Origin of the sequence: Streptomyces venezuelae (genome assembly GCF_008642335.1) — a bacterium.
Taxonomy (GTDB): Bacteria; Actinomycetota; Actinomycetes; order Streptomycetales; family Streptomycetaceae; genus Streptomyces; species Streptomyces venezuelae_F.
The window spans coordinates 6,507,856-6,531,406 of sequence record NZ_CP029191.1 but is presented as its reverse complement, the minus strand read 5'-3'; the positions used below and the strand labels follow the sequence as shown (position 1 = coordinate 6,531,406).

Here is a 23,551-nt window from a genome sequence, read left to right as displayed (position 1 = left end):
CGCCGCCTGTCGGCCGAGACGGGCCGAAAGGTACTTCTTCATACTTCTTCCATACGTCTATACCACGCGGTGCAGGAGTTCCGCCAGAGGTCTACTCCACTGCTCCGGCGTCCTCCGAACCCTCCGCGCCCAGCACGGCCAGCTCCGCGCGGATCGCGCCCCGCATCAGGTCACGGGCCCGGTCGATGCGCAGACCGCCGCTGAGCCAGCGCATGCTGAGCCCTTCCAGGTGGGCGGTGAGGCGCTCGGCGGCCTCCGCGAGGGCGTGCGCCGGAGCCGCCGGGCGGACCGCGCCGAGGAGCGCGGACACCTCCTGCACCCACACCTGGGTCGCCCTCGCGAGGTCCTCCCTGAGCGCGTCGTCGAAGACGGCGCTCGCCCTCAACTCGCCCCAGGCGGCGCTGTTCTCCCTGACCTCCGGGGTGTCCTGCAGCTCCAGGAGCAGGGTCTCCACGAGCTCCTCGCGCGGATCCGGCGGGGCGGCGCCCTCGTCACGCGCGGTCGTGTAGCGCTCGGCGCGGTCGCTGATGAACTCGAGCGTGTGGCGCAGGATCCCGGTGCGGTCCTTGAAGTGGTAGTAGATCAGCCCGGTCGAGACACCCGCCTCGGCGGCGAGCTCCTCGACGCGCAGGCCGCGGACTCCGCGGCGGGCGATCAGCCGTGCGGCCGCTTCGAGGATCTGGGTGGTGCGGGGCGCCATGGACCAGACCCTACCGACCGCCGCCCCGACGGGGTGGGCCACCCCGCGCCGCCTCTTTGACTGAATTTTCAGTCCGTGTCAGAGTCGCAGGACAACCTTCGAGAGTGGAGTCCCCCGTGTCCCCTCCCCCGCCCGCCCGACGCTCCGCCCTGCGCGCACTCGCCGGCATCGGCGCCGCGGCCTTCGGCGCCTCCGCCTGCCACATGGCCGGGGCGGCAGCGGCGCCCCGGATGGGCGCCGAATGGGAGAGCCACGCGCGGACCTTCATGTCGTGGCCCGCGCTGGACTCCGTGTGGGGCGAGGACCTCGCCTCCGTGCGCGAGGACATCGCCCGGATCGCGCGGGCCGTCGCCGCGTACGAGTACGTCGTGATGCTGGCTCGCCCCGAGCAGCGCGCGGCCGCACAGAAGGCCTGCGGGCGCGACGTCGAGGTCATTCCGCTGGCGGTCGACGACCTGTGGGCGCGCGACACGGTGCCGGTGTTCGTGGAGGAAGGGGACAAGGTCACCGGAGTCGACCTCAACTTCAACGGGTGGGGCGACAAACAGGTCCATACCCATGACGCCCGGGTGGGCCGCGCCCTCCTGTCCGAGTACCGCATCCCCCGCAGGAAGGCGCCGCTGGTCGCCGAGGGCGGGTCCCTGGAGACGGACGGCGAGGGCACGCTCCTGGTCACCGAGAGCTCCGTCGTCAACGACAACCGCAACCCCGGGAGGAGCCGGGACGACATCGAGGCCGAGCTCGAACGGACCCTGGGCATCGAGAAGGTCGTGTGGCTGGCCGGGGTGCGCGGTCAGGACATCACCGACGCGCACGTGGACAGCCTCGTACGGTTCACCGGGCCGGGCGTCGTCCTGCTGGACCGGGCGCACCCGGACACGCCCGCCGACGTCTGGTCACGCGCCGCCGACCAGGCCAGGGACGTACTGAGCAGGGCCGAGGACGCGAAGGGGCGCCGCTTCGAGATCGTCGACCTGCCGCAGCCCGACCTGGCGAGGATCACGGGCGAGGGCGACGACTTCGTGTCGACGTACGCGAACTTCTACGTCGCCAACGACTCCGTCTTCATGCCGAGATTCGGGGACCGGAAGGCGGATGGCCGGGCGCGGAGCATCCTGCGGGAACACTTCCCCGGGCGCGACGTCGTCCCGGTGCGGATCGACACGATCGCGTCCGGCGGCGGGGGCATCCACTGCTCCACGCACGACCAGCCGGGCGAGCCGGTCGACTGAGCTCGCTCAGTCGGTCGAGGAGAGTCCGCCGCTGAGCCTCTCGTACCGCTCGGCGCTCGGCCGGTTGAGGCCGATGATCTCGACGGTCTTGCCGCGCTGCCGGTACTTGGTGGTGATGGCGTCGAGCGCGGCCACCGTGGAGGCGTCCCAGATGTGCGCGGCCGACAGGTCGATGACGACCCGGTCCGGGTCCTTGGCGTAGTCGAACTGCGTGACGAGGTCGTTCGACGAGGCGAAGAACAGCTCGCCGGTCACGGAGTGCACGACGCTGCCGCCGTCGGGGGCGGTGACGGAGGTGACGTTCGTGAAGTGGGCGACGCGCTGGGCGAAGACGACCATCGCGGTGATCGTGCCGACGACGACGCCGATGGCGAGATTGTGCGTGGCGACCACGCAGACCACGGTGACGACCATGACGACGATCTCGCCGGCGGGCATCCGCTTCAGCGTCTTCGGGGCGACGGAGTGCCAGTCGAAGGTCGCGAAGCACACCATCACCATCACGGCGACCAGCGCGGCCATCGGGATGTCGGAGACCACGGGTCCGAAGACGACGCACAGCACCAGCAGGAACGCGCCCGCGAGAAACGTGGAGAGGCGGGTGCGGGCGCCCGACACCCGTACGTTGATCATCGTCTGGCCGATCATGGCGCAGCCGCCCATGCCGCCGAAGAACCCGGTGACGATGTTGGCGATGCCCTGGCCGACGGACTCGCGGGTCTTGGAGGAGTGCGTGTCCGTGATCTCGTCGACGAGCTTGGCCGTCATCAGGGACTCCATCAGGCCGACCAGCGCCATGGCGAGCGCGTAGGGGGCGATGGTGGTCAGGGTGGCCCACGTGAACGGCACGTCGGGCAGGCCGGGCGCCGGCAGGGACGAGGGCAGCTCGCCCTTGTCGCCGACGGTCGGCACGGCGATGCCCGCGGCGACCGTGATGGCCGTCAGGACGACGATGGAGACCAGCGGCGCCGGGACCGCCTTGGTGACCTTCGGGAAGAACACCATGAGCGCGAGCCCGCCGAGGATGAGCGGGTAGACCGCCCACGGCACGTCGTGCATCTCCGGTACCTGCGCCATGAACACGAGGATGGCGAGGGCGTTGACGAAACCGACCATCACGCTGCGCGGCACGAACCGCATCAGCTTGGCGACGCCGAGCACGCCGAGCACGATCTGGAAGGCACCGGCGAGGACGACGGCGGCGACCAGATAGCCGAAGCCGTGCTCGCGGTTGAGCGGCGCGATCACCAGGGCGACGGCGCCGGTCGCCGCGGAGATCATCGCGCGGCGGCCGCCGACGACCGAGATCGTGACGGCCATGGTGAACGACGCGAACAGGCCGATCGCAGGGTCGACCCCGGCGATGATCGAGAACGAGATCGCCTCGGGGATCAGGGCGAGCCCGACGACGAGACCGGCGAGGATCTCGGTGCGCCAGACCTTCGGGTCGGACAGCCAGTCGGGGCGCAGGGCGGAGAATGCGGGCGTGGGCAAGTAGGGCTACCTGAGGTGCGGGGAGGGGGGTGGGAGAGGACCGCCCACTCTATAGCGGCGCCTAGGGCCTGTGTCGGCTGCGTACCAGCAGGTAGAGGAAGTACGGCGTGCCGATCACCGCGGTCATCAGGCCCGCGCCGAGCTGCGCCGGTGCGATCACCGTCCGCCCGACCAGGTCGGCGCCGCAGACGAGGAGGGCGCCGAGGAGCACGGCGACGGGGATCACGCGCACGTGCTGTCTGCCGACGAGCGCGCGGGCCGCGTGCGGGGCGACGAGTCCGACGAAGCCGATGGTGCCCGCGGCGGCCACGGCGGTGGCGCTCAGGAGCACGCTGAGGACGAGGAAGCCGAAGCGGCCCTGGCTCAGGTTCAGGCCGAGCAGCCGGGGGGTGTCCTCGTCGAGGGAGACGAGGTCCAGTTCGGTGCGCCGCGCGACGGCGACGGTCAGGCCCGCGGCGAGGACGAGGGCGAGGGGCACCACGTCGGGCAGGGTCCGGCCGTAGGTGGAGCCGCCGAGCCAGGTGAGCGCCTTCGTCGCGTTGAACGGGTCGGTGAGGATGATGAGCATGCTGATGACGGCCGTGGCGCCGGTGGCCACGCCGAATCCGACGAGGACGAGCCGGTTCTGACCGAACCCGCCCTTCGCCGCGAGGCCGAAGACGAGGACGGCACTGACCGCCGCGCCCGCGAACGCTCCGCCCGCGATGGTCCACGACCCGGCGGCGGGCACCGTCGTCACGAGCAGCACGGCGCCGAGCGCGGCGCCGTTCGTGACGCCGAGGACGCCCGGCTCGGCGAGGGGGTTGCGCGTGACGGCCTGCACGAGGGTGCCCGCGAGCGCGAGCGCCGCCCCGGCGCAGAGCGCGGCGAGGACGCGCGGCACGCGGGTGTCGAGGACGAAGGAGACGGTCTGGCCGGCCCTGCCCTGCGCCCAGTTGACGACATCGCCGAGGAGCAGCTTGCTGTCGCCGACGAGGACCGCAGCGACGACCAGGCCGACGAGGGCGGCCACGAGGACGGCGGTCGTGCCGATGAAGACGCCGCGGCTGCGGATGCGCAGCCGGTCGGGTTGGGCGGCGCCCGCCGTGTCTCGCACCCGGGCGGCCATGACGACGAGGAAGAGGGCGCCGAGCAGGCTGGTGACGACGCCCGTCGGCACGGCGACCGCCACGTCCGAGGGCACGACGGCGCGGAGCAGCACGTCGGAGCCGAGGACGAGGGCCGCGCCGGTGAGGCCCGCGACGGGGAGGCTCGCCCGGGAGCGGGTGAACGCGCGGATCTTGCGCGCGAGGGGGCGTACGAGAGCGGGGGCGCACAGGCCGACGAAGCCGATGGGGCCCGCGAGGGTGACGGCGGAGGTGGAGAGGAGCGCGGCGAGGACGACGGCGGTGAGGCGGGTGGAGCGGACGGGTACGCCCACGCCGCGCGCCGCGTCGTCGCCGAGCGCCAGGGCGTCGACCTTGCGGGCGAGGAGCAGCAGCCCGACGAGGCCGACGACGGCGACGGGCAGCATCTGCAGCACGCCGTCGAAACCGTTCTGCGCCACGCTGCCCTGGTTCCACTTGTAGAGGCCCTCGGTCTCCTGCGGGAACAGCTGGAGCATGCCTTCGGTGACGGCGGTGAGGCCGAGGGTGAGGGCGCTGCCCGCGAGGACGAGCCGGACCGTGCCCGCGCCGAGGCCGGAGAGTCCGAGGACGACGGCCGCGGCGATGAGCCCGCCGGCGAACGCGACGCCGGACGAGGCGAGGAAGGGCAGGGTGACGCCGGTGGCGGCGGCGATGCCGAGCGCCGCGTAGGAGCCGGCGTTGACGGCGAGGGTGTCGGGCGAGGCGAGGACGTTGCGGCTGACGGCCTGGAGGGCGGCGCCCGCCATGCCGAGCACGGAGCCGACGAGGAGCGCGGCGGTCATGCGGGGCAGCCGGGAGGCGATGACGACGGAGCTGTCGGCCGTGTCGGCCCGGCCGGTGAGGGCCTTCCACACCTCGGGCGCGCCGACGGCGGCGGTGCCCTGGGTGATGTCGACGACGGCGAGGGCGGCGACGAGGAGGAGCAGTGCGGCCGTCACCGCGACCGCGCCCGTGCGGGACGCGGCGGCCGACGGACGGGTGGCGGGAGCGGTTGCGGTGACGGCCATGGTGTTACTTCTTCAGCGCCTTGACGACGGAGTCGACGTACTGGTTCATCGACTCGGTGCCGCCGAACATCCAGATGCCGTCGGGCAGCCGGTGCACGTTGCCCTTCTTCACGAACGGCAGGGACGTCCACACCTTGTCCTTCTTCAGGACGCCGGTGAACGGGTTGCTGCCCTTGTCGTCCTTGTTGCCGATGTAGGCGAAGTGGACGTCGTCGTCGAGCTTGGTCAGGCCCTCGACGTCGGTGGTGCCGAGGCCGTAGGCCTTGTCGCCCTTGACCTTCCAGTCGTTCTTCAGGCCGAGCTTCTTGTTGACGGCGCCGATCAGCGAGCCGTCGGTGTACGGCCGGATGGAGGTCTGGTTGCCGGTGACGTAGCCGTCGGCGAAGGCGTACTTGGCGCCGTCCTTGCCGGCGCCGGCGAGCGCCTTCCTGCCCTCGGCGAGCTTCGCCTCGAAGTCCTTCTTCAGCTTCGCGGCCCGGTCGGTGGTGCCGGTGGCCTCGGCGAGCAGGTCGAGGTTCTTCGTCATCTGCCCGATGGGGTCCGCGGCGTCGGCGGGGCGCAGGTTGAGGACCGGGGCGATCTTCCGCATCTGCTTGACGGCGGCGGCCGGCAGGTCGGTGGTCGCGATGATGAGGTCGGGCTTCAGGGACGCGATGGTGTCCATGCTCGGCTCGCCGCGCGTGCCGATGTCCTTCGCGTCGTTCTTCAGCGGTACGGCGCTGTCCCAGGCCTTGTAGCCCTTGACGTCGGCGACGCCGGTCGGGGCGACGCCCAGCGATATCAGGCTCTCGACGGCGTTCCACTCGGTGCCGACGACCTTCTTGGCGGGGCCGTTCTTCAGCGTCACCTTGGCGCCGGTGCCGTCGGTGAGGGTGAGGGAGTCGGCGCTCTTCGCGTCGTCGGCGGCGGGCTCGGTGGTGCCGCAGGACGACAGGGCGAGGGCCGCGGCGGTGGCGGCCGCCGCGGTGATCAGGTGGCGTCTCATGAGGTGGTGCTGAGCCTTTCGCTTCGCGAGTGGTGGCGGCCGATGGCGCGGGTGCGCAGGCGGCCGGTGAGGGGGTCGGAGTCGACGTCGATGCGGATGCCGTACGTGTCGGTGAGCCGCTGCGGTGTCAGGACTTCCTCGGGGGCGCCGTCCGCGACGACCCGCCCCTCGTCGAGCAGGAGGATCCGGTCGGCGATGGCCGCGGCCTGATCGAGGTCGTGCAGGACGGCGCCGACGGCGATGCCGTGGTCGTCCGCCAGGTCCCGCATGAGGTCGAGGAGTTCGACCTGGTAGCGGAGGTCGAGGTGGTTCGTGGGCTCGTCGAGCAGGAGCACGCCCGTCTCCTGGGCGAGGCAGCCGGCGAGCCAGACGCGCTGGAGCTGGCCGCCGGACAGGTGTTCGGCGCCGCGCTCGGCGAGGTCGGTCACGCCGGTCATGGCGAGCGCGCGGTCGACGGCGGCCCGTCCGCCGGGGTCGGCCTTGCCCCAGCGGCCCCGGTGCGGGTAGCGGCCGAACTCGACGACGTCGCGCACGGTCAGACCGCTGGGCGTGGGGCGGCCCTGGGTGAGCAGGGCGACGTGGCGGGAGAACGCGCGGGGGCTCAGGGCGAGTCCGTCGGTGTCGCCGTCGATGACGAGCTTCGCGGTGCGCGGGCGCTGGAGCCGCGCGAGGGTGCGCAGCAGGGTGGACTTGCCGCTGCCGTTCGGCCCGACCAGGACGGTCACTTCGCCCGGACGCAGCGTCATGGAGGCGTCGTGGACGACATCGACGCCTTCGTACGCCACGGTGACGCCCGTGGCGATGAGTTCATGACCTGGGGGGCGCTGGGCCGCGGCGGTCTCTTCACCTACATGCACACCGCAGAGGTTAGCCTAACCTAAGCGGCGGTGGGAACGGGGCCCCTCGATGGACGCAACCGGGTATTCGGCCAGATCGCTCCGCGCTCAGGCGAGGTACGCCAGCCTGTCGCGGTCCACGGGGTGCGCGAAGCCGTCGCCCGCGGCCCAACGGCGGACCTCGTCCACGGCGGCGTCCGCGAGCCGCCGCCACTCGTTGCCCTGGGAGCCCGCGAGGTGCGGGGTGAGCAGGGCGTTGTCCGCGGACCACAGCGGATGGTCCGGAGGCAGGACGTCGGGGTCGGTCACGTCGAGCACGGCACGGATGCGCCCGGCGGTGACCGCTTCGGTGAGCGCGTCCTGGTCGACGACCGCGCCGCGTGCGGTGTTGATGAGGACGGCATCGGGGCGCATGGCGTCGATGAGGGCACGGCCGACGAGGCCGCGGGTGGCGGGCAGCAGCGGGGTGTGGACGCTCACGGTGTCGCTCCGCGCGAAGAGTGCGGGGAGCGCCACCGGCTCCGCGCCGAGCGCTGCGGCCTCGTCCGCCGTCACGTACGGGTCGTGCAGCAGCACCCGCAGGTCGTGGGGGCGCAGCAGCTCGATGACGCGGCGGCCGACGAGGGAGGCGGAGAGGATGCCCACGGTGCGGCGGTAGTTGCCGATCTCGCGCGGCGTACGCGACCAGTCCACCTCCGCGCGCGCCGCGCGGAAGTCGCGGGCGCTCTCCAGGACGCGCTTGCCGGTGAGCAGGATCATCGCGACCGTGTACTCGGCGACGGGCAGCGCGTTGGCGGCGGCGGCCGACGACACGTCGATGCCGCGCTCCCAGCACGCGTCGGTGATGTGCCCGCGGACGGAACCGGCCGTGTGGACGACGGCGCGCAACCTGGGGGCGTGCGCGAGGACTTCGGCGGTGAGCGGCGGGCAGCCCCAGCCCGTGACGAGGAGTTCGGTGTCGGCCAGGACGGATCGGGCGCGTTCGGTGCTGAAGTCGTCCAGTACGGGCGGGGGTTGAAGGGACACGGCATCGGCGAGGACTTCGAGGGCCGAAGGCTCCAGGACGGCCTCGGCCGCTCTCCGCGACATGGCGAGGGCGGCCGTCGGCCGGGGGGACGGGGACATGTTCCTCCTCGTGGAAGGGGCGTCACGGCTGCTCCGTGACGGCCGCCCAGGTCCAGGGCGCGGCAGCGCCGCCGTCGGGCCGCACGCCGTGCGGCAGACAGGGTTCGACGGGCAGCTTTCCGGCGGCGCGGGCCCACCGGGCGTACGCGTCCGCCTCCGGGGAACCGGCTTTGCGGAGGGCGGTCACGAGCGCCTCGTGACAGGCTTCCGTGGCCCATTCCCTGTCGATGTGCGCGAGCGGGTCGCGTCGCAGGACTTCCTCGACGGCCTCGGTGGCCCCGGCCGCGAGGAACGCCTCGATCAGACGGGCGACGCTGTTCGCATGGGTCAGTTCGCCACCCGTGGCGGCCCGCCGGATCAGGACGGCGCGCGCGTCCGTGAGTCTGTGGGCGTTCAGTGTGTTCAGGAGGCTTCCGATGGCGTAGAGGTGGGTGAGGTCGGCCTCGGCAGCCGCGCGGGCCGCGAGCTTCTCCGCCGCCTCCCTCCTCCCCGTCGCGCACAGCGTGTCGACGAGGGCGGCGAACGATTCCCTGCCTTGGTGGCGCTCCGCGTCGACCTCGTCAAGGAGGCCGCGCTCGACGACGGTCTCCACCGCCTCGGAGTGGCCGATCACCGGGAAGACCCAGAGAACGAACTCCAGGGTGTCCACGTCCGGCCTGTCGAGGTGCTCGGCGATGTGCTTCGCAAGCAGTGCGGAGGTGTCGTCCGCACCGGCCAGGGACAGCTCCTGGACCAGGAAGACCAGCTCGTCCGGGGGCGTGTGCGTGTGCGCCCGCGCCAACAGCGGGGCGAGGCCCCGCTCCCCGCCGGTCTCCCACAGCAGCTCCACGACCTCGCCGAGGGCGTGCGGATCGGCGATGTTCGTATGGGAGGCGACGTCCGACACCAACGCGTCGTACTCGCCCTCCGCGCCGACCGACAGCAACACGCACAGCAGTGCGCGCAGTTCGCCGGGATCCTCGTAGAAGAACTCGGTCATCGGCTGCCGTGCAAGCAGCAGGCGTACGAGCCCGGGCTCGCCGGTGGTGTGGAACAGGTCGAGCAGCATCGCCAGCGCCCCCGGGTCCTCCAGGTCGGCCCCCCGCGCCACCCGGGCGGCCAGCACGGCGAACTCCTCCTCCGCCCCCAGCTCCCGGAGCTCCGTGAGGAACTGGCAGAGCACGGACGCGATGTCGAAGAAGTCCGGGTGTCCGACCACGTCGATGTGCCGGGCGGGCGAGCGGCCGAGCAGGGTGCGCACGCCGTCGTCGTCCCCTGCCTCCCTGAGCGCTTGGAGCAGCCGCGAGACGGTTCCGGCATCAGTGAGGCAGGCCCGGGAAGCGGGGCCCTGCGCCAGCAGGGCGCGCACGGCCCGCACGGCCCCGACCCGTTGCAACGCCCCGATCAGCCAGGGGAGTTCGTCGGGGTCGAGGTCCGGCGCGCGGGCCACGAGGCGGGAGACGAGGGCCGCCGCGGCGTCGGGCTCGCCGATCGTGTGGAGGACGCCCAGGAGCCGGGTGGTGTGCCACGTGCTCGTCACGTCCGCGTGGTGAACCGCACGGTGCGCCAACGGACCGATGGCCCGCCGCGCGGCCCGCCCGGCGGTCGCCTTCGCGAGGTCCTCCAGTTCCCAGAGGATGCGGCGCGGGTCGGTCCGGTCGACGTGGGCCGCCAGGGATTCGACGAGGACGTCGACGACCTCGGCGCTGGTGTCCACCGCCGTCAGCCGTTTCGCGAGCTCGCCGACGGCCCGTACGTCCGCCGGGTCGACCGCGGCGACGAGACGCCGCGCGAGCGTGTCCACGGCCTCCTGGCAGCCCGCTTCGCGCAGCGCCGTGAGGAGCGTCTCCGCGGCCCGGCCGTCGGACGGGTCCGCGTGCGCCGCGACCCAGGCGGCGGCGGACGCGCCGTCGGGAAGCCGCCGGGTGCGCTCGACGATACGTACGTACGCATCGTCATTCCCTGCCAGTGCGGCCCCCAGGTCGAACCGGAGGGCGTACGGGAACAGTCCGCGCCGCCAGGCCGCCGCCTGGAGCCGGTGCAGGTCCTCGGGGTCGTCCGTGTGCCGGACGAGCGCTTCCCACAGGGCGGCGGTGCCGGCCGGGGCGGTGTGGGGCGGCGCGGTGTGCTGGAGGAGGTAGTCGGCGGGTTCGTAGCGGGCGGGCGCCCCCGCGGACTCCCGTACCGCGCGCAGCGGGGTGAGGGCGCGGCGGATGTCGGCACGTGAGCCGTCCGCGCGTACGCCGTCCGTCAGCGCTTCCAGGTCGGCGCCCGCCCACTCGGCGTGGGGCGCGCGGTCGTGCGGGGCGAGGGAGCCGTCGGCGGCCGCCGCGAGGAGGGCGGCGCCTGGCGGCGTCTGATGGCCGAGCCTGCGGGCGTCGAGGGCGGCGGTGAGCAGGGCGTGCTCGCGCGGGGTGAAGTGGCCGTCGGGGCCGCTCAGATACGCGTCGAGGAGTTCGGGCCCGCCGCTGAGGTGCTGGACGACCTGGCCGTCCGCGGCGCCGGCCCGCCCCGCGGAGTCGAGCCGCGCGTCCTCGTGCTCCCGGGCGAGCCGCCGCCACCTGCCGAGTTCCTCGGCGCCGAAACGGCGCGGGACCCTGAACCGCCGGGCGTGGGGCCCGGTGAGCAGGGCCCGGGTGTGCCTGGCGGGATCGCCGGGCTGGCCCTGCGCGGTGAACTGCCGCCAGTACGGGTCCTCCCAGAGGGCGGCCACGGCGACGATGCCGGGCTGTTCCTCGAGGACGCTCGTCAGCGCGACCGCGGCGTCGTCCCCCTCCCGGTCGAGCAGGACCCGCTGCACCTCGTTCAGCCACAACACGCACCCGTCGCCCACCTCGCCTGCGGCGATGAGGTCGAGCAGCGCACGGGCGGTAACCGGCCGCAACAGCCGCCGCCCCGGCGCGACGGCCACCACGGCTTCGTACAGGGCACGGGTCTTGCCGGTGGAGGAGTCACCGGTAAGCACACCGAGAACCGACCCCCCGCCGAAACAGGCGGACTCGAGGTACGCACGGAGGGCGTGGTCGTGGTCTCGGAGGAGGTAGGGGGTGAGGGCGAACGGCGGGGCGGGGGACCTTGCGGGCGGGGGTGGGGGCGGGGGCCGGCCCGGCGGCGGAGCGAGCGCCTCTCCGGGCGAGGGCGGGCCTGGCGGCGGAGCTTCGCTTACTTCCAACAGCCAGGGGCCGAGGTCCTGCACGGTCCGGTGGGGAGGGGCCGTGGGGTGTGGGGTGGGTGTGGGGTGCACGGCCGGTGCAGGGTGCGGGGCGGTGGCGGAGTGCGAGGCCGGTGCAGGGTGCGAGGCGGGCGCGGAGGCGGCGTGTGCGGTGGGGGCGGTGCTGTCGGCAGGCGCCCCGCCCGCCGCCCCGGTCCCGGCCGCCGCCCCGGCCCCGGCCGCCGCCCCGGCCCCGGTGGGCGCCCCGGCCCCGGTGGGCGCTCCGGTCCCGGCCGCCGCCCCGGTCCCGGCCGCCGCCCCGGTCCCGGCCGCCGCCCCGGTCCCGGCCGCCGCCCCGGTCCCGGCGGGCGCTCCGGTCCCGGCCGCCGCCCCGGCCCCGGCGGGCGCCCCGGCCCCGGTGGGCGCTCCGGCCCCGGTGGGCGCTCCGGCCCCGGTGGGCGCTCCGGCCCCGGTGGGCGCCCCCGCCCCCGCCCCCTCGCCCCGCCCCCGCCGCCCCCCGGGCGCACCGCGCGTGGCGGTCCTGCGTTCGTGGGTCCACTCGTCGCACGCCTCGTCCAGCAGGTCGCGCAACTCACGCCCCGGCGCGGGGTCCCCCGCCCACGTGGCCCAGAGGCCGGCGAGCGCCACGACCTTGTCGTGGCTGCGGGACTGGGGGACGCTCATGGCGCCCGGCTCCCCGGGCGTCCAGTCGTTGATCCGCTGACCGGAGAAGCCGCGCAGGGCCGCCCGCCCCGACCCGTTGAGCTCGCGCGCGACCGTGGCCTGGGAGACGGAGAGGCCCTGGGCGCGCCGGGCGGATTCCGCGCGCACGCGCAACTCGCGCAGGTACTCCCACAGCCGCTGCCGCGCCGCTCCCACCGCTCCGCCACCCCCTCCTCCGCTTCGCCGCCGCTGCCCGTTCCACCCGGAACGGGTGTTCCGGGCGCGGGGGCGTCAGGGCGTCGACCAGCAGGATAGTTCGCCGGGCGCGCCCGGTCCGCCCGCTCCGCCCGGGAGTACGGGGCGCGGCGACCTCCCGGCCGCAGGGTGACGTCACCGGCGGCGCAAGGTGCGCGGTCGAGGCTGGGAGGTTCGTATGCGGTACGAGGGTGACGAGGCGGGGCGGGGCGAGGGGCGCCGCCCCGAGAGGCCGCAGTGCGAGGGGCGAGGTCCGTCCCCCTGGGCGGAGATCCGCCGCCGCGCCGTCCTGAGCGTGGCGGACGCCCCGGGCCCGCTCCTGGTCGTCCTGACCGACTGGTGGATCCGGTCCCGCTGAGCCGGTGGATTGTCCGGTTCCGGTGGCCCGGCGGTGGGCTGCCGGGCCGGACAATGGCGGGTGGGGGGTGGTTCCGGTGCCACGGGGTGAGCGGCCGCTGGAGGACGACGGTGGCGAACTCACCGCATTCGCGGCCGAGTTGCGGCGGCTGAGGGAGAAGGCGGGCAGTCCGCCGTACCGCCGTCTGGCCCGCGACGCCCACTACTCATCGACGACGCTCGCCGACGCGGCGAGCGGCCGCAGGCTCCCCAGCCTGCCCGTCACGCTCGCCTACGTGCGGGCGTGCGGCGGGGACACGGAGGCGTGGGAGGCGAGGTGGCGCGCGCTGGGCGCCCGGCTCGCGGCGACGGAGGACCGCGCGGGTGACGACGGGGTCGATGACGGGGGCGACGGGGGCGTTGAAAGGCTACGCGGACCCTACGTGGGTCTCGCCGCGTTCCAGCCCGAGGACGTGGCCTGGTTCTTCGGACGCGAGCAGCTCACCGAGGACCTGGTGGCACGGGTACGTTCCGGGCGCTTCCTCGCCGTGTTCGGCGCGTCCGGTTCGGGAAAGTCCTCACTGCTGCGGGCGGGGCTGCTGCCCCGCGTGCGCGAAGAGGACGCGCGGGGATGGGGCGTCGTTCTCTTCGCTCCCGGGGCCCACCCCTTGGAGACGTGCGCCGCACGGCTCGCCGATGTGTCCGGTGACTCCGCGACCGCTCTCCACGCCGACCTCGCCGCGGACCCGCGCGCCCTGCACCTGACCGCCCTCAAGGCGCTGGCAGGCCGCCCCGACGACGCCGAACTCCTCCTGGTCGTCGACCAGTTCGAGGAGGTGTTCACGCTCTGCGACGACGCACGGGAACGTACACGGTTCATCACCGCCCTGCTCACCGCCGCCCGGGCCCCCAACAGCCGCACACGCGTCGTCCTCGGCGTCCGCGCCGACTTCTACGCCCGCTGCGCGCAGCACCCCGAGCTCGTCGAGGCGCTGCGCGACGCCCAGTTGCTGGTGGGTCCGATGACCACGGACGAGCTGCGCCGGGCGATCAGCCGGCCCGCCGCACGCGCGGGCTGCACCGTCGAGGGGGCGCTGCTCGCCCGGGTGATCGCCGACGCCACCGGTCGCGCCACCGTGCTGCCCCTGGTCTCCCACGCCCTGCGCGAGACCTGGCGCCGCCGCCGCGGGAACACGCTCACCCTGGCCGGGTACGAGGCCGCGGGCGGCATCCGGCACGCCCTCGGCCAGACCGCGGAGACCGTCCACGCCGCCTTCGACGACCGTCAGCGGCAGCTGGCCCGCGCGCTCCTGCTGCGCCTCGTCGTGGTCGGCGAGGGCACCGAGGCCACGCGACGCCGGCCGGCCCGCGCCGACCTCGACTCCCTGGGCGGGCCGCACACCGGCCCCGGCGACGTACGGACGGTCCTCGACGCGCTCGCCGGGGCCCGCCTGATCACCCTGGACACGGACACGGTCGAGCTCACCCACGAGGCCCTGCTGCAGGCCTGGCCGCGGCTGCGGCACTGGATCGACGAGGACCGCGCCGGACTCCTGCTCCGCCAGCGGCTGAGCGACGCGGCGACCGCGTGGGACCGCGAGCACCGCGACCCGGGCGCGCTGTACCGCGGCACACGTCTCGACACGGCCGAGGACACCTTCCCCACCCACGGACCGCCACGTCCGGGCAGCTCCGCCGGAAGTGAACTCACCGAACTGGAAAGGGACTTCCTCGCGGCCAGCACCGCCGCCCGGGAGCGCGAGCGGCTCGCCGAAGCACGCACCACGCGGCGGCTGCGCCGCTTCACGCTCGCCCTGTCCGTCCTGCTGCTGCTCGCGCTGGTCTCGGGGCTGCTCGCCTGGGACCAGTACCGGACCAGCGAGGGCAACCGGCGCGAGGCCGTCTCCGAGCAGCGCAGCGCACTGTCCCGGCAGCTCGCCGCGCAGTCGGCCGCGCTCCTGCCGTCCGAATCGGACCTCGCCTCGCTCCTCGCCCTGTACGCGTACCGCATCCGCCCCACCCCCGAGGCCACCGCCGGCCTCTTCAGGACGGCCTCGCTCCCCCTGCAGCTGCGCATGACGGGTCACCGGGGCGAGGTGAGGGCGGTGGCCTTCAGCCCCGACGCCCGGACCGTCGCCAGCGGTGGCGAGGACGGCACCGTACGCCTCTGGAACGCCGTGAGCGGCAAGGCGAGGAAGGTGCTGACGGGCCATCAAGGTGCGGTCACGGCGGTCGCTTACGGGTCCGACGGGCACACCTTGGCCGGGGGCGGCGCCGACGGGTCCGTCCGGCTGTGGGACACGGCCACCGGGTCCTCGCGGGCCATGAGGACCGGCCTCCGGGGCGACGTCCGGGCGGTGGCCCTCAGCCCGGACGGGCGCACGGTCGCCGGTGGGGGCAGTGACGGCACCGTACGCCTGTGGGACGCGGCAACGGGCAAGTCGCGGCTGGTTCTGAGGGGGCATCAGGGTGCCGTGCGCTCCCTGGCGTTCAGTCCGGACGGGAGCTCGGTGGCCAGCGGTGGCGACGACGGGACGGTACGGCTGAGGGCGACCGCGAGCGGCACGGCGCGTGTGCTGCGGGCCGGGCGGCGCGGGAGCGCCGTGGCGTCCGTGGCGTTCAGCCCCGACGGCCGTACGGTGACCGGGGGCGCCCGCGACGGCACCGTACGGGCGTGGGACGCGGCCACCGGCAAGGAGCGCGCGGCGCTCGCCGAGCGCCGCAGGGACGCGGAGTCGGTGGCCTTCAGCCCGGACCGCCGTACGGTGCTCAGCGGCCAGCACGACGGCACGGTACGGCTGTGGGACGCGGCGACCGGGGCGTTGCGTGCGGTACTGGCCGGGCACCGGGGCTCGGTCCCCGCCGCGGCCTTCAGCCCGGACGGGAGCACGGTGGCCAGCGGCGGGCGTGACGGCACGGTGCGGCTGTGGGTCGTGTCGACCGGAAGGGAGCGCGTCACGGTGCCCGGGCGGCAGGGCGCCGTGCGAGCGGTGGCGTTCAGTCCGGACGGCAGCACGGTCGCCGGGGGCGCCCGCGACGGAACCGTACGGCTGTGGGACGCGGCCAACGGCAGGACACGGCGGGTGCTGACGGGACATCGGGGAGACGTGCGGTCGGTCGCGTTCAGCCCTGATGGACGTACCGTCGCGAGCGGAGGTGCCGACGGTACGGTGCGGCTGTGGGACGCGGCGACCGGTCGGGCCCGCAGGGTACTGACGGGGCGTCATGGGGCTGTACGGTCAGTCGCTTTCAGCCGTGACGGGCGCACCGTCGCGGCGGGCGGTACGCGGGGCGGCAGTGGCAGTGGCAGTGGCAGTGGCAGTGGCAACGTATGGCTGTGGAACGCGGTGACCGGGGAGCCGCGCGGGGCGCCGGGGCGGCAGCGGGAGGATGTCCGGTCCGTGGCGTTCGGGGCCGACGGCCATACCCTCGCCGTCGGGGGCGACGGCGGAACCCTTCGGCTGTGGGACGCCGCGACCGGCACGTCCCGCTCCCTCCGTACCGGCACCAAGTCCCCCGTGCGGACCGTGGCGTTCAGTCCGGACGGGCGCACGGTCGCCGGAGGCGCCGACGACGGCACGCTGCGGCTCTGGGACACGGCCACGGGCGCGCTCCGCGCCACGACCGGCAACCGCCGCGGACCCCTGTCGGTGGCGTTCAGCCCGGACGGCCGGACGGTGGCGAGCGGGGACCGGGACGGGACCGTACGGCTGTGGGACGCCGCCACGGGGCTCCAGAACCTTGCCCTGACCGGGCACGAGGGGGCCGTGTGGTCCGTGGCGTTCGGCCCGGACGGCCGCACCGTCGCCAGCGGCGGCGAGGACGGCACGCTGCGGCTGTGGGGTGTGCTGCGCGGCGCGGGCGAGGCCGTCGACCGGATCTGCCGGTCCCTGCGCCGGGAACTCAGCCCGGAGGAACGCGCCCGGTATCTGAACGTGCCCGACGAAGGCGAGTGGCCGCGGCGGGCCTGCGAGCGCTGAGGCTATGAGCAGGGCATCGTTCGATGCCGTTGTGGCGGCGCTTGTTGTCCGGCGCTTGTTGTCCGGTACGTCGCGGCCGACCCCGGACAACCGCGTACCGGTAGAAGCGAAGACATGACGTCCCTGACCAGCGCGCCGCCCGCGAGCCGGACCTCGCCGGAACGGTCGCCCCGGAGCCGGTTGCGGTTCTGGCGCTCCCCCGCCGGCCAGCCCCGGTGGGCGAGGCCCGCGCTCCTCGGCATCGCCGCCCTCGCCGCGCTGCTCTACACGTGGAACATCACGAGCAGCGGCTTCGCCCCCTACTACTCCCTGGCCGCGCGCAGCATGTCGGTGAGCTGGGAGGCGTTCCTCTTCACCAGCCTCGACCCGTCCGCCACGCTCACCCTGGACAAGATCGGCGGCTTCCTGTGGCCGCAGGCCCTGTCGGCGCGGATCTTCGGCTTCCACGACTGGGCGCTGGTGCTGCCGCAGTGCGTCATGGGCGTGATCTCCGTACTGGTGATGTACCGGCTGGTGCGGCGCTGGCAGGGTCCTGCCGCCGGGCTGCTCGCCGCGGGGCTGCTCACGGTGACGCCCGTGGCGGCCTCCATGTTCGGCCACGCGATGCTCGACGGCTCGGTCACCATGTGTCTCGTCCTCGCCGCCGACCAGTACCAGCGGGCCGTGCGGAGCGCACGGCTGCGGTCGCTGCTGCTCTGCGGGCTGTGGATCGGGCTCGGTTTCCAGGCGAAGATGATGGAGGCGTGGGTCATCGTGCCGGCGCTGTTCGTCGGCTACGTCGTGGCGGCGCCGGTCCGGCTGCGGCGCCGGCTCGGCCAACTGGCCCTGGCGGGCACGTTGATGTTCGCCGTGTCGCTGTCGTGGGTGGCGCTGATGACGTTCACCCCGGATCGCGACCGCCCGTACGTGGACGGCTCGACCGACAACAGTGCGGCGGCGATGGTCTTCGGCTACAACGGCTTCAACCGGCTGCACGCGGGGCTGATCGACGGGGCGGCCCCCGCCAGCAGCAACGGACTCTGGGGCCGCGGCGGTGCGTCGCGCACACCGCCGCCCACGGGCAGCGGCGCGGGGACGGCCGGCGCGGACGGACGCGATCCGGGCGACACGGCACGGCGGCCGTCGGACGGACCGGCGGCCAGGCAGCCCGGCGGGCCATCGAGCGGGCCTGCGAACAAGCAACCCGGCGGATCACCGAACGGCCACGCGAACAGGCAACCCGGCGGAACGGCGAACGGCCAAGCGGACAGGCAACCCGACGGAACACCGAGCGGACCGGCGAACAAGCAGCCCGGCGGAACAGCGAACGGACCTGCGAACAGGCAACCCGGCGGAACAGCGAGCGGACCGGCGAACAGGCAACCCGACGGGCCATCCAGCGGACCGGCGAACAAGCAGCCCGGCGGAACAGCGAACGGGCAACCCGACGGAACACCGAACGGCCACGCGAACAGGCAACCCGGCGGAACGGCGAGCGGACCGGCGGACAGGCAACCCGGCGGCTCGGCGAGCGGACCATCGGGCGGGACGTCCGGGGCCCCCTCCGACAGGTCCGCCACCGCCCCGCCCGGCGCGCAGCCCGACGGGTCCACCCGCGCGCCCGCCACGGACGGGAGCCGGAAGGGGCGAGCCGGAGCCGCGCCCGCCGGGAGGCAGGTCGGTTCCGAGGCGCCGTCCCGGACCTCCCTGTGGCTCAAGCTCCTCCGCAGCCCCCGCCTGACCCCGCAGATCGCCTGGCTGTACCCGCTCGCGCTCATCTCCCTCGCGATCGGTCCGGCACGGCACCGCAAGGCCCCTCGCACGCACCAGGGCCGGGCCGGTCACCTGATGTGGGGCACCTGGCTCGTCACGGCGGCCGCCGTGCTCAGCGCGCTCGGCAACCTGCCCCACACCGCATACGTCGCGATCCTCGCGCCGCCGCTCACCGCGCTGTCCGCCGCCGGGACCGTCACCCTGTGGCGTGCCCACCGCGCCGCGGCCGGTGGGCCGCGCGCCTGGCTCCTGCCCGCGGTCGTCGTGGTCGAGGCGGCCTGGACGATCCATCTGGCCTCCAAACACGTCGACTTCGCGCCCTGGCTCATCCCACTCCTCGCGGCGGCCACGCTCGTCGCCGTCCTGGCCCTGGCCCCCTTCGGGACCTCCCGCAGGGCCGTGCTCGTCGTCGGGCTGCTCGCCGGATGCGTCGCGATGTTCGCCGCGCCCACGACCTGGTCGCTGTCCGTGCTGAACGAGCGGTACAGGGGATCCGCCGTGGACGCGTACGCCGGACCGGGCAACGACACCCGGATCTCGACGGGAACCCGCACCGTGCGCGCGGGCGACGTCCGCGTCCCCACGACGCCGACACCCGCCCAGAGCGGACTCCTCGACTACGTCGACGAACGCGACGGGTCCGCCAAGTACGCCTTTTCCACCGAGGGGTGGGAGACGTCGGCGCCCTACGTCTACGCGACGGGCGCGCCGGTCCTGCCGCTCACCGGACTGCACGCCGACCCCCTCACCCTCCCCGAGTACCGGCACCTCGTCGCCACCGGCGACCTCCGCTTCGCCCTGGTCACCGAGGCGGGGAGGCAGACGTCGAAGATCAGCTCCTGGGTCGCGTCCGCCTGCGCCGAGGTCGACCCGCGGGCGTACGGAGCGACCGGCCGCGGCAGCGACAAGGCGCCCGCACAGACCCTGTACCGCTGCGAACCGTCCGACGCCACGAGCCACTGAACCGGCGAGAAGCGGCGCGGACCGACGCACCCACCGACCGGGGGAGGAGCGGTGGCCGTCCCGACGGGCAACCGTCGGCGCGGCCACCGCACCCCGTACCCGAGACCTCCCACCGGACACCAGATCCCCGTACCCCCGGTAACCCTTCCCCCTTCATTCGAACAGCCGCCGACCGCACCGCCATCGTGGCCGGATCGTCGTGACGGAGCGGGAAATATCCGCCTCGATCGCGGCACCCCGCTGAAGGGACGAGAAGATCCCCGCGATGAGCAGCCAGATTGGCAGAAAACCCCTTGCATCACCCCGCAGCCGCTCCCGGTGCTGCCGCTTTGCCTATCCGCCGCGCACATGCCCACGGCATGGTGTCCGAAAAGCGGGGAGCCGCCCTGAAGCCGTGGAACGCTCCGGTTGCGGGTGTGACAAATGTTGAGTGACAAACCATCAGATGGTCCGCGCTCCCTTTCGGACAGAACTCGTGGTTTCGATTTCTCGTTTTATCGACGACGCCTACGGTGGTCGCTGTGGGGGCAGGCACTGACCATGCCGGGGGGATGACCGCTGCGCAGAACTCTTCGAGGGGGGAGTCCGTGCGGGCTGCGCTGAACGCGCGCCGCCGGAAAAGGAAGTGCCGTCCGGTTTGATCAGCCGGACGGCAAGCCTTTGCTGTGGCGTCAGCGGAAAGTCCTGCCTCTGCCCGGTCGCGCGCACCGGACCATCCATGTCGGGTACACGGGGGCTTTCCAAGGGGGGACCCTAGTGACGGAATCTCGCTCGAGTGATCCCGGATCGGAACGGAGTGGCTCAGCGTCGGATCGGAGCGGATTGCTGCTCGAGGCTTTTGATCCGCAGCAGTTCAGGGAGAACTCGGAAACAGCTCTCGCCAAGCTGGAGAAACACCTGTCGGACATCTCGATCAGAGGTCTCGAACTGATCGAACCGCTCAGGCTCACCCAGGCCGCGAGGGACCTCATGACGACCGAGCACGACAAGATCGCGGCGTTCGACGAGGAGCGCCTCGCGGGCATCATCGACCTGTACGTCCGCACGGGGATCCAGGTCCACTCCCCCGGGTACATGGGGCGGCAGTTCTCCGGGGTCGTACCGCTCGCCGGCGTCATCGACTTCGTGAGCTCCGTGGTCAACCAGCCGTCGTCGTTCTACGAGGCGGGCCAGCTGCCCAACGCCGTCGAGCGGATCATGGCCGACGAGCTGAACCGTTTCATCGGGTGGGACCCCGAGCGCTTCACCATGATCACCACGTCCGGCGGCTCGCTCGCCAATCTGACCGCGCTGCTCGCGGCCAGGAACGAGAAGCTGCCCGGCTACTGGTCACAGGGCGGTTCCGCGGTGCGCGGCCAGCCCCGGCCCGCCATCGCGGTCGGCGCGGACGTGCACTACAGCGTGGCGCGAGCGGCCGGTGTGCTCGGCATCGGCGACGCACAGCTCGTCCGGCTGCCGCTCAACCGACAGCAGCAGATCTGCCCCGGCGAGGTGCGCGCCACCCTGGAGGCGGCCGAACGGCAGAACCTCAAGGTGTTCTGCATGGTGGCCTCGGCCGGCAGCACCTCGGTGGGCGCGTTCGACCCGATCGACGAACTCGCCGAGGTGGCCCGGGAGAAGGGCGTCTGGCTGCACATCGACGGTGCGCACGGCGCGAGCCTGCTCGTGTCGGACGTGCTCCGCGACAGGCTGCGGGGCATCGAGAAGGCGGACTCCCTGACCTGGGACGCGCACAAGATGATGTTCGTGCCCGCGCCCTGCACGATGCTCTTCTACCGGAACAAGGAGACCGCGCTCTCGGCATTCCGGCAGAAGGCGAGCTACGTCTTCGACGAGGAGCCGGACGTCTATACCGCCTATGACAGCGGCGGAAAGAACTTCGAGTGCACGAAGCGCCCCATGATCATGACGCTGTGGGCACTGTGGGCCATTTACGGGCGGGCCCTGTTCGCGGAGAAAATCGAGTATCTGTGTCAGTTGACAGAGGAAGCGTACGGCGTGGTGCGGGCCGATCCTGACTTCGAGACCCTGCACCGCCCGGAAGCGAACATTCTCTGCTTCCGCTACCATCCGGCCGGCCTCGAAAGCAGACTCGGCAGGCGGGTCGAGAAGAAAGACGTGCATCACCTGCAGATCGCCATCAGGAACCGCATCAAATTCGAGGGGAACTTCTTCATCTCGAAGGTGAACGTCGACGGGGTGGCCGCACTGCGCGTGGTCATGATGAACCACCAGATCACCGGCGAGCACTTCAGGATGCTGCTGTCCGAAATCAAGAGGACGGCGCAGGACCTGCTCGACGGAGAAGAGGGAACAGAAAAAGCGTAGAGGGGACGGATGTTGAGTACATCTCATGCTCCACAGGCACCTCACGTTCAACCTCAAGCACCGCACGTTCCACCTCAGGCACCTCACATCCCATCGCCCGCCCCGGCCCCCGGCGGCGCCCGCGAACTGGCCAACTGGCTCATCCCCGACTGGGAGCTGCAGCCGGAATCCGTCGAAGCCGTCACCGTGCTCCCCTCGTTCGCGAGCAAGATGCGCGAGTGCGAGCGGGTCTGCCAGACGCTGTACAGCGAGATCCCCCACGAGATCCAGGACGCGGTCGTGCTCCGCCGTCTCCAGCAGATGGTGAACACCGTGCTGCTCAACCCGCTGTGGCGCGAGCGGCTGCGCGGCGCCGGCATCGGGCACGCCCCCGAGACGTACGAGGAGTGGCAGCGCATTCCACTGTCGGACAAGGACGTCCAGCGCGACTTCTTCATGGACGCCCGGCCCGGCATGGTGGTGCCCCTCACCCGCGGCGAGTTCGAGATCGTCGCGAGCGGGGGCACCAGCGGCGGCAGCCCGCTCGAAGTCGTGTACTCCTTGCGGGAGTTGAAGGACACCTATGAGATCGCGGGCCGCTTCATGGGGGCCTACCAGCTCGCGGGGCACCTCGCGGGCAGCGACCCGAAGTGGCTGTTCACCACGTTGGCCGACTACCAGATGTGGAGCAGCGGCACCATGGTCGGCGGCGTGCTGCAGCACGTGCCGGGCGTCAACTATGTCGGCGCGGGGCCCGTCACGGCTCCCGTCCTTGAGCACATGTTCTCCTACCGGGGCCCGAAGGCCCTGATGGGGATCTCGGCGGGCATCGCGATCCTGGCCGAGCTCGGCGCGGGCATGCGCCAGGAGTACCGCGACAGTTTCCGTGTCGCCCTGTACGGCAGCGGTGTGCTGCCGCAGCGCAAGCGGGTGGAGCTCCAGGCGCTGTATCCGAACCTGTCGATCCTCAGCTACTTCGCCGCCACCCAGGCGGAGACGATCGGCCTGCAGCTGGACGCCGCGTCGCCGTATCTGTCGGCGGTGCCGGGACTGCACTTCATCGAGATCGTCGACGAGGAGGGGCGCCAGGTCCCCGAGGGCGAGGAGGGCGAGCTGGTCGTCACGCGGCTGCACGCGCACGAGACGCCGCTGCTGCGCCTGAAGCTGGGCGACCGGATGATCCACCGGCCCCGGACGGAAGGCCCCGGCCTGAAGACACGGCAGTTCGAGTTCGCGGGCCGCACCGGGGACGTACTGCACATCAACGACAGCCAGTACTCGGGGGCGCGGGCCTATGCGGCGCTGCGCGACGAGCTGAAGGCGGCCGAGGTGGTGGACCTGGACGCGGTGGCGCACGACGTCCAGTTCGTCAACCACCGCGAGGGCAAGACGATCACCCTGTACGCGGCGGTCGACGACGTGATGGGGCTGACCTATCGCGCGGACACCGTGCTCGGTCCGTGCGGGCTCCACCAGGTGTTCGTGAACGCGCTGCCGCGCGCCCTCTCGCTCTTCAACCACGGCGAGGCTAACGCCGCGTCGATCGAGAAGACCGGATACACCCTCCAGCTCAAGTTCGTGCCCAGGCTGTCCGCGGAGATCGAGCGGACCGCCGTCGGAAAGGTCCCGCTGGTCCGGGACCGCGGCTAGGGAGTGCAA

Annotated in this window: 13 protein-coding genes; 6 read left to right on the top strand and 7 right to left on the bottom strand. The window is 73.0% G+C overall.

The features are described 5' to 3' along the window. Nucleotides 1–91: 91 nt before the first annotated feature. Nucleotides 92–700: a TetR/AcrR family transcriptional regulator gene (locus DEJ49_RS29280; RefSeq protein ID WP_150186880.1), complete on the bottom strand. Its 609-nt coding sequence runs from the start codon at nt 698–700 to the stop codon at nt 92–94. 116 nt (nt 701–816) lie between these two features. On the opposite strand from DEJ49_RS29280, the gene DEJ49_RS29275 reads away from it, so the two are divergent. Continuing rightward, nucleotides 817–1,932: an agmatine deiminase family protein gene (locus DEJ49_RS29275; protein WP_150186879.1), complete on the top strand. Its 1,116-nt coding sequence runs from the start codon at nt 817–819 to the stop codon at nt 1,930–1,932. A gap of 6 nt (nt 1,933–1,938) precedes the next feature. Here the strand turns inward: DEJ49_RS29275 and DEJ49_RS29270 are convergent, their stop codons facing one another. The 6 genes from DEJ49_RS29270 to DEJ49_RS29245 form a co-directional block, all read right to left on the bottom strand. After that, the gene (locus DEJ49_RS29270; protein WP_150186878.1) at nt 1,939–3,426 is read right to left on the bottom strand and encodes a SulP family inorganic anion transporter; all 1,488 of its coding nucleotides are present in this window, start codon (nt 3,424–3,426) and stop codon (nt 1,939–1,941) included. Nucleotides 3,427–3,487: 61 nt separating this feature from the next. Further along, the gene (locus DEJ49_RS29265) at nt 3,488–5,560 is read right to left on the bottom strand and encodes an iron ABC transporter permease (RefSeq protein ID WP_150186877.1); all 2,073 of its coding nucleotides are present in this window, start codon (nt 5,558–5,560) and stop codon (nt 3,488–3,490) included. Nucleotides 5,561–5,564: 4 nt separating this feature from the next. After that, nucleotides 5,565–6,545 carry an iron-siderophore ABC transporter substrate-binding protein gene (locus DEJ49_RS29260; RefSeq protein ID WP_150186876.1) on the bottom strand — a complete coding sequence of 327 codons (981 nt, stop codon included), beginning with the start codon at nt 6,543–6,545 and terminating at the stop codon, nt 5,565–5,567. Beyond that, the gene (locus DEJ49_RS29255; protein WP_150186875.1) at nt 6,542–7,402 is read right to left on the bottom strand and encodes an ABC transporter ATP-binding protein; all 861 of its coding nucleotides are present in this window, start codon (nt 7,400–7,402) and stop codon (nt 6,542–6,544) included. Before DEJ49_RS29255 ends, DEJ49_RS29260 begins: the two co-directional genes overlap by 4 nt. A gap of 87 nt (nt 7,403–7,489) precedes the next feature. Next, the gene (locus tag DEJ49_RS29250; protein WP_150186874.1) at nt 7,490–8,506 is read right to left on the bottom strand and encodes a hydroxyacid dehydrogenase; all 1,017 of its coding nucleotides are present in this window, start codon (nt 8,504–8,506) and stop codon (nt 7,490–7,492) included. 22 nt (nt 8,507–8,528) lie between these two features. Continuing rightward, entirely contained in the window at nt 8,529–12,515 is a 3,987-nt protein-coding gene (locus DEJ49_RS29245) for a hypothetical protein (RefSeq protein ID WP_190329479.1), read from the bottom strand. A gap of 217 nt (nt 12,516–12,732) precedes the next feature. On the opposite strand from DEJ49_RS29245, the gene DEJ49_RS29235 reads away from it, so the two are divergent. The 5 genes from DEJ49_RS29235 to DEJ49_RS29215 all read left to right on the top strand — a co-directional run bounded on the left by DEJ49_RS29235 (nt 12,733) and on the right by DEJ49_RS29215 (nt 23,542). Further along, nucleotides 12,733–12,912 carry a hypothetical protein gene (locus DEJ49_RS29235; protein WP_150186872.1) on the top strand — a complete coding sequence of 60 codons (180 nt, stop codon included), beginning with the start codon at nt 12,733–12,735 and terminating at the stop codon, nt 12,910–12,912. A 76-nt stretch (nt 12,913–12,988) separates the two neighbouring features. After that, a complete protein-coding gene (locus DEJ49_RS29230; protein WP_223833036.1) occupies nt 12,989–16,870 on the top strand; it encodes an AAA family ATPase in 3,882 nt (1,293 codons plus the stop codon). Between the two features lie 114 nt (nt 16,871–16,984). Continuing rightward, a complete protein-coding gene (locus tag DEJ49_RS36550) occupies nt 16,985–19,585 on the top strand; it encodes a glycosyltransferase family 39 protein (protein WP_223833035.1) in 2,601 nt (866 codons plus the stop codon). Nucleotides 19,586–20,407: 822 nt separating this feature from the next. Then, nucleotides 20,408–21,913: a pyridoxal phosphate-dependent decarboxylase family protein gene (locus tag DEJ49_RS29220; protein ID WP_150186871.1), complete on the top strand. Its 1,506-nt coding sequence runs from the start codon at nt 20,408–20,410 to the stop codon at nt 21,911–21,913. A gap of 186 nt (nt 21,914–22,099) precedes the next feature. Beyond that, nucleotides 22,100–23,542, top strand: a complete 1,443-nt coding sequence (locus DEJ49_RS29215) for a hypothetical protein (protein WP_150186870.1) — start codon at nt 22,100–22,102, stop codon at nt 23,540–23,542. Nucleotides 23,543–23,551: the final 9 nt, after the last annotated feature.

Excerpts from the sequence above, each read along its gene's own strand:
- DEJ49_RS29280 (WP_150186880.1), bottom strand. The coding sequence starts at position 700 with ATGGCGCCCCGCACCACCCAGATCCTCGAAGCGGCCGCACGGCTGATC.
- DEJ49_RS29265 (WP_150186877.1), bottom strand. The coding sequence starts at position 5,560 with ATGGCCGTCACCGCAACCGCTCCCGCCACCCGTCCGTCGGCCGCCGCG.
- DEJ49_RS29260 (WP_150186876.1), bottom strand. The coding sequence starts at position 6,545 with ATGAGACGCCACCTGATCACCGCGGCGGCCGCCACCGCCGCGGCCCTC.
- DEJ49_RS29250 (WP_150186874.1), bottom strand. The coding sequence starts at position 8,506 with ATGTCCCCGTCCCCCCGGCCGACGGCCGCCCTCGCCATGTCGCGGAGA.
- DEJ49_RS29235 (WP_150186872.1), top strand. The coding sequence starts at position 12,733 with ATGCGGTACGAGGGTGACGAGGCGGGGCGGGGCGAGGGGCGCCGCCCC.
- DEJ49_RS36550 (WP_223833035.1), top strand. The coding sequence starts at position 16,985 with ATGACGTCCCTGACCAGCGCGCCGCCCGCGAGCCGGACCTCGCCGGAA.